At 44.3% G+C, this 6586-nt stretch carries 8 protein-coding genes and 1 rRNA gene; all 9 read left to right on the top strand.

Translation table 11 applies throughout. From position 1 onward, the window contains the following. Window position 1 precedes the first annotated feature (1 nt). The gene (gene pabC, locus FU659_RS20955; RefSeq protein WP_147949344.1) at window positions 2-877 is read left to right on the top strand and encodes an aminodeoxychorismate lyase; all 876 of its coding nucleotides are present in this window, start codon (window positions 2-4) and stop codon (window positions 875-877) included. A 7-nt stretch (window positions 878-884) separates the two neighbouring features. Continuing rightward, the gene (gene folP, locus FU659_RS20960; RefSeq protein WP_147949354.1) at window positions 885-1709 is read left to right on the top strand and encodes a dihydropteroate synthase; all 825 of its coding nucleotides are present in this window, start codon (window positions 885-887) and stop codon (window positions 1707-1709) included. A 47-nt stretch (window positions 1710-1756) separates the two neighbouring features. Beyond that, a complete protein-coding gene (gene folB, locus FU659_RS20965) occupies window positions 1757-2119 on the top strand; it encodes a dihydroneopterin aldolase (RefSeq protein WP_147949345.1) in 363 nt (120 codons plus the stop codon). Window positions 2120-2121: 2 nt separating this feature from the next. Next, window positions 2122-2637, top strand: a complete 516-nt coding sequence (gene folK / locus FU659_RS20970) for a 2-amino-4-hydroxy-6-hydroxymethyldihydropteridine diphosphokinase (protein ID WP_147949346.1) — start codon at window positions 2122-2124, stop codon at window positions 2635-2637. Continuing rightward, the gene (locus FU659_RS20975; RefSeq protein ID WP_147949347.1) at window positions 2619-2831 is read left to right on the top strand and encodes a helix-turn-helix domain-containing protein; all 213 of its coding nucleotides are present in this window, start codon (window positions 2619-2621) and stop codon (window positions 2829-2831) included. Before folK ends, FU659_RS20975 begins: the two co-directional genes overlap by 19 nt. A gap of 17 nt (window positions 2832-2848) precedes the next feature. Beyond that, window positions 2849-3862 (top strand): tRNA dihydrouridine synthase DusB, encoded by a 1014-nt coding sequence (gene dusB, locus FU659_RS20980; protein WP_147949355.1) that lies wholly within the window; start codon window positions 2849-2851, stop codon window positions 3860-3862. 227 nt (window positions 3863-4089) lie between these two features. Continuing rightward, entirely contained in the window at window positions 4090-4566 is a 477-nt protein-coding gene (gene greA, locus FU659_RS20985; protein ID WP_147949348.1) for a transcription elongation factor GreA, read from the top strand. 85 nt (window positions 4567-4651) lie between these two features. Then, a complete protein-coding gene (lysS, locus tag FU659_RS20990; protein ID WP_147949349.1) occupies window positions 4652-6148 on the top strand; it encodes a lysine--tRNA ligase in 1497 nt (498 codons plus the stop codon). Window positions 6149-6494: 346 nt separating this feature from the next. Further along, window positions 6495-6586: ribosomal RNA gene (locus tag FU659_RS20995) — 16S ribosomal RNA — on the top strand; the annotation flags it as partial.

The following is a 6586-nucleotide window of genomic DNA, read 5'->3' on the forward strand; positions in this document are numbered from 1 at the left end:
TATGATAATCAGCATGAATGGAAACTTGTGTGATGAGCAACAAGCCGTGGTCTCAGTTTATGATCACGGTTTTCTTTACGGATTAGGACTGTTTGAGACATTTCGCACCTATGAGGGTAGGTCTTTTTTGCTTGAGGAGCATATACACCGATTAACCGATGCCTGCCGAGAACTGAGCATAGCCTACGAACCCGACCTTGAGCGCATTCAGAGCCTTATTGCAAAGCTCCTTCATACGAATAATCTTCAGGACGCCTACATTCGCTACGCGATCTCTGCAGGGGTAGATCATCTTGGTTTGCCAGCTGGCGAGTACCAGCACCCCACGGAGATTATTTATATTAAACCACTTCCCCCAAGGGACGCGTTGACCTATGAAGAAGGTAAAGCTTTACAACTGTTGAAGCTGCCGCGTAATACGCCTGAAGGTCTCTACCGTTTTAAATCCTTTCACTATATGAATAATATTTTGGCTAAAAGAGAGCTGCAGCTGTACGAGTGGGCCCATGGTGCTGAAGGACTGATGCTTACGGAGGATGGCTATTTAGCTGAAGGTATTGTAAGTAATATCTTTTTTATCAAAAACGGTACCCTCTACACACCTTCTTTGGATACAGGCATTTTACCTGGTATTACTAGGGCTTTTATTCTGCGAATGGCAGAGGAACAGGGAATTCTAAAGGCAGACGGTTTATATCGATGGGAGGATCTTCTAGAGGCTGATGAAGTATTTCTCGTGAATTCGATTCAAGAAATAGTTCCGATTAGCACGCTCTATACCCCTAATAGGCAAATATACCGCGTTGGAGATAGTAAAGTAGGCCGTATCACCCAGCAACTGATTCAAGGGTACGACTCATTCGCAAATAGGAAGTGAATTGTTGATGAAAGTGTTATCTTGCAGAGGATATGAACTGCCTATTGGTGATCGGACGATCATTATGGGCATATTGAACGTGACACCTGATTCCTTCTCTGATGGAGGGCATTATATAACGATAGAAAATGCTTTGCAAAGAGCCCGTCAAATGGTAGCTGAAGGTGCGGATATCATTGATATCGGCGGTGAATCAACGCGTCCCGGTTTCGCTAAAGTTACACAAGAGGAAGAACTTCGCCGGGTGATACCGATCATTCAAGCGCTTAGCCGTGAAATTAACGTCCCGATTTCCATAGATACGTATAAAGCAGAAGTCGCTGAGCAAGCATTGCTGGCAGGTGCGCATATCATCAACGATGTATGGGGCGGTCAGGCAGACGTCCGTATGGCTGAAGTAGCTGCCCGCTATGACTGTCCGTTCGTGATTACGCATAATCGAATGAATCCGACTTATACGGACTTTCTTCAGGATGTAGTTCGAGATTTACAGCTATATGCTCAGCAAGCCAGAGAAGTTGGCGTACGTCAGGAACGAATTATTCTAGACCCCGGTATCGGTTTCGCCAAAACCTATGAGCAGAATTTGTATCTCATGAATCGACTGCAGCTTATTTCCGATCTTGGTTATCCTGTTTTATTAGGCACATCCCGCAAAAGTGTGATTCAAAAAACACTACAGCTTCCCGCTGACGATTGCTTGGAAGGAACAGCATCCACTGTTGTACTTGGTATTATGCAAGGCTGTGGCATTGTAAGAGTACACGATATTCAGGCTATGAAACGGATAGCCGTTATGACAGATGCTATTCAACGGGCACGCGATATATAGGCGAACGTAGAGCAAGGCACATATGTAAACAATGGAGGTTACTCACAATGGATAAAATAACGCTCTCGCGCATGCAGTTTTTTGGTAATCATGGCGTTTTTCCGGAAGAGAACAAGTTAGGGCAGCGCTTCTATGTCGATGTTGAACTTATGCTTCCACTTGATCAACCTGGTCGATCCGATCATTTGGATGATACGGTCAATTACGGGGAAGTTTTCTTTAAAGTAAAAGAAATTGTAGAAGGGCGAACCTTTAAACTGATCGAAGCCTTAGCAGAAAATATTGCATCCGAGCTGCTGCATACTTATACTAGTATCAATGAAGTGACGGTTCGCGTCATCAAGCCGCATCCGCCCTTTGCTGTATTTTTTGACGGTGTTACTGTAGAGATTAACCGAAAGCGGGCTTAGGTATGACAGCTGAAGAAAGAGAACAAGGCCTTATAGCTTATGTTGCATTAGGATCTAATATAGATGATCGTGAACGTTTTTTGCAGGAGGCCATCGCAGAGTTAAATCAGGAAGCGGGAATTACGGTGACGGCGTTGTCCAGCATCTATGAAACCGAACCTGTGGGCTATGTGGATCAATCCGCGTTTTTAAATATGGTTATTCAAGTCAGAACGGTATTACCTGCAGAAGAGCTGTTATTCACCATGCTTGCCATTGAGAACCGTCTTGGGCGAAAGCGAGATGTACGCTGGGGACCGAGAACGATTGATCTTGATTTGCTTATTTACGGCGAACATCAGCTTACGACCCCCGACTTGATCATTCCGCATCCGCGGATGCATGAGCGGGCTTTTGTATTAGTTCCTCTGACTGAGGTTCTCTACAACCGGCAAGATGCTGCATTTGAATTCATCTCCGCCCAATTGGAGAAACTGGAAGGAAAGGAAGGCGTTATGTTATGGAAAAAAGCTCAGTAGCCCAGCGCATTCGCGCTTTTCGTAAATTAAAGGGATATACTCAGAATGAGTTGGCTGATTTACTCGGCGTATCCATCGCTATATTGGGAGCTATTGAAAGAGGTACGCGTAAGCCGGATAGTAAAATAATAAACAAGATCTCTCAAGTATTAAACATTGAGCCCGACGAATTAGTCGCGGTGGTTGCAAGATGAGAGGAGTGGAATCTTCGGTGCTGAAAATAGGAAATGTCGAAGCTCCCAATAGAGTCGTGCTAGCTCCGATGGCTGGCGTTTGCAACCCTGCGTTTCGACTTATTGCCAAGGAATTTGGTACAGGTCTTGTCTGTGCGGAAATGGTTAGCGATAAAGCGATCGTTCACGGAAACACACGTTCCATGGAAATGCTTTATGTGGATGATCGGGAAAAGCCGTTAAGCTTGCAAATTTTCGGTGGAGATACGGAAACGCTTGTACAGGCGGCCAAAATTGTTGATCAACATACAAATGCGGATATTATCGATATTAATATGGGTTGCCCTGTACCCAAAATCACGAAGTGTGATGCAGGCGCACGTTGGCTGCTCCAACCTGATAAGATCGAAGAAATGATCGCTACAGTCGTAGCGGCTGTGAACAAACCCGTTACCGTGAAGATGCGTATCGGATGGGACTCCGAGCATATCTATGCGATTGAAAACGCCAAAGCAGTTGAAAGAGGCGGAGGAAGTGCTGTCAGTGTCCATGGTCGTACACGTGAGCAAATGTATACAGGCAAAGCGGACTGGGATATTATTCGTGATGTGAAGCAAGCGTTGTCCATTCCCGTTATCGGCAATGGGGATGTCGTCACACCTGAGGATGCTAAGCGCATGCTGGATCATACCGGCGTAGATGGTGTTATGATCGGGCGCGGCGCTTTAGGCAACCCTTGGATGCTATATCGTACGGTACAGTATTTAACGAATGGTGAGCTGCCTCCGGAGCCTACGCCCGATGAGAAAATCCGTATCGCCATTTTGCATATGGATCGTTTGATCGATCTCAAAGGCGAACATGTTGCCGTGAAAGAAATGCGTAAACATATGGCTTGGTACCTAAAAGGATTGGCTGGAGGAGCTCGTGTGAAGGATGTCATCATGGAGATGGTGAAACGTGATGAGATGGTACGAGTTTTGAATGAATATGTCGAACACCTTGCCGCACATTCATCTTTATCCACAGCGGAAGAAGCAGCATTGATGTAACAAAAAATGCAGCAATGGTTGAGATTGACATTTTGAAACCGTTGCAATATAATCAGTCAATATTAACGTGTGTTCCTGCATATATGGAAAGACAAATTGCGTGACTAACCTATTTATGAACCGTGAATTCATACTACTTGAATCAGCTCTTTTAAGACCTAACTCCTAGCAGGAAGCATCGATTCAACGATATGAAAATCTTTCACATGACGGGAGATCAGTTGGAAATGGCTGAAAAAGAGGTCATTCTTACGCCTGAAGGCTTAAGAAAGCTTGAAGACGAGCTTGAGTATCTGAAATCGGTAAAGCGCCGTGAAGTAGCGGAGAGAATTAAGGTTGCTATCGGATATGGCGATATTAGCGAGAACTCCGAGTACGAAGATGCGAAGAACGAACAAGCTTTTATTGAAGGAAGAATTATTACGCTAGAAAAATTGCTGCGCAATGCGCGGATTATTAATAACGATGATGTCGACACCAACACGGTAAGTGTTGGATCAATCGTAACACTGAAGGATTTGGAATTCGGTGATTTGGTTGAATATAACATCGTAGGTACGGCGGAATCCGATCCGTTAATGAATAAGATTTCCAATGAAAGCCCTGTGGGCAAAGCCATCCTTGGTAAACAAAGGGGCACAAACGTAGACGTTGTTGTTCCAGCTGGCGTAATTCAGTATCAGATTATTGATATTAAAAAATAGCGTGCAGCCGCGTCTCTTTGGAAAGCTTCCTTTCGGAAGCTTTTTCCAGTTAAACACCCTTTATTAATAAGTAGGAGATGAACGCATGAGCCAGGAATTAGAATTAAATGAACTGCTCGTCATTCGCCGCAATAAATTGGACGAGTTACGTGGTTTGGGGGTCGATCCTTTCGGCAGCAAGTTTGTAAGAACACATACGGCGAAAGATATCCTTACAGCTTATCAAGATAAAACCAAAGAAGAGCTAGACGAAGAAAACCAAGAAGTCAGTATAGCCGGACGTATTATGCAAAAAAGAGGGATGGGTAAAGCCAGCTTCGCTCATCTTCAAGATATTACAGGCAAGATTCAAATTTATGTGCGTGAAGATGCGTTAGAAGCTAGCAAGTATCAAGCATTTGATATTTTGGATCTAGGTGATATCGTTGGGGTTCAAGGTGTCGTGTTCAAAACGAAAACCGGGGAAACCTCTATTAAAGTGCAATCCATCGAGGTTTTAACGAAATCTTTGCTTCCGCTGCCGGATAAATTCCACGGTCTCAGTGACGTAGAGCTGCGTTATCGCCAACGTTATGTGGATTTGATTATGAATCAAGATGTGCAGCAGACGTTTATTCTTCGTTCGCGTATCATTCAGTCCATGCGTAGATACCTTGATTCACTGGGCTATTTGGAAGTGGAGACACCTACTCTACACTCTATTGCGGGGGGAGCTTCAGCTCGTCCATTTAACACGCATCACAATGCCTTGGACATGCAGCTTCATATGCGTATCGCGATTGAACTGCATTTGAAACGATTGATTGTTGGTGGGTTAGAGAAGGTGTATGAAATTGGTCGCGTATACCGCAATGAAGGTATCTCTACTCGTCATAACCCGGAGTTTACGATGATCGAGTTGTATGAAGCCTATGCAGACTACAAAGACATCATGAAGCTTACAGAAGAGCTTATTGCTCATATCTCTCAAGAGGTGCTTGGCACAACAACGATTCCATACGGCGATCACGAAGTTAATCTGGCAGTTGGCTGGAGACGTGTATCTATGGTGGATGCGATTAAAGAAGTTAAAGGCGTGGACTTTAGCATTCATATGTCCAATGAGGAAGCTCATCGTCTGGCCAAAGAGCATAACGTGTCTGTTGAGCCCCACATGACATTTGGTCATATCGTGAATCAATTCTTTGAAACGTTTGTTGAAGAAACATTGATTCAGCCAACTTTTATTTATGGACATCCGCTAGAGATCTCGCCACTTGCCAAAAAGAACCCTGAGGATCCACGTTTCACGGATCGTTTTGAGCTTTTTATAGTAGCACGGGAGCATGCTAATGCTTTTACGGAGCTTAATGATCCGATTGATCAAAGAGAACGTTTCGAAGCCCAGCTGCGTGAGAAAGAGCAAGGGAATGACGAAGCGCATGAGATGGATGAAGATTTCATCCGGGCTCTTGAATACGGGATGCCGCCTACAGGTGGTCTTGGTATAGGAATCGACCGATTAGTTATGCTGTTGACGAATGCGCCATCTATTCGTGACGTACTCTTATTCCCGCTTATGCGTGAACGACAAAGCGAGTAATGGTTTCGTTTTCGAGGTGCCGATAGGTACCTCGAAAATTTTAAAAATAGTACTTGCATTGTTTATGTCGTCTGTGGTATCTTATAAAAGTTGCCGCTGAGAAGCCAACAAATAAGTAACAAAAACAACTTAGAAATTTAAGTTGCAAAGTAAATATGAATGTGGTATATTGGTCTTCCGGCTTTCGAAAGAGAGCGGGTTGAACGAAAGAAATTGATCTTTGAAAACTGAACAACGAGTGAGTAAGCATGGACGAGCAATCGTTCAAACAAGAGATTGCAAAATCTCGCTAGCAACGCAAATGAGCAATTAAGCTTTCAGATATACGGATGAGCAATCGTCCACTATTATGGAGAGTTTGATCCTGGCTCAGGACGAACGCTGGCGGCGTGCCTAATACATGCAAGTCGAGCGGAGTATTTCCTTCGGGGAATGCTT

Origin of the sequence: Paenibacillus sp. N3.4, from assembly GCF_008017805.1 — a bacterium.
Lineage (GTDB): Bacteria > Bacillota > Bacilli > Paenibacillales > NBRC-103111 > Paenibacillus_E.

Bases quoted from the DNA above. Each gene is read 5' to 3' on its own strand.
- pabC (WP_147949344.1), top strand. From the start codon at position 2: ATGATAATCAGCATGAATGGAAACTTGTGTGATGAGCAACAAGCCGTG.
- folP (WP_147949354.1), top strand. From the start codon at position 885: ATGAAAGTGTTATCTTGCAGAGGATATGAACTGCCTATTGGTGATCGG.
- folB (WP_147949345.1), top strand. From the start codon at position 1,757: ATGGATAAAATAACGCTCTCGCGCATGCAGTTTTTTGGTAATCATGGC.
- folK (WP_147949346.1), top strand. From the start codon at position 2,122: ATGACAGCTGAAGAAAGAGAACAAGGCCTTATAGCTTATGTTGCATTA.
- FU659_RS20975 (WP_147949347.1), top strand. From the start codon at position 2,619: ATGGAAAAAAGCTCAGTAGCCCAGCGCATTCGCGCTTTTCGTAAATTA.
- greA (WP_147949348.1), top strand. From the start codon at position 4,090: ATGGCTGAAAAAGAGGTCATTCTTACGCCTGAAGGCTTAAGAAAGCTT.
- lysS (WP_147949349.1), top strand. From the start codon at position 4,652: ATGAGCCAGGAATTAGAATTAAATGAACTGCTCGTCATTCGCCGCAAT.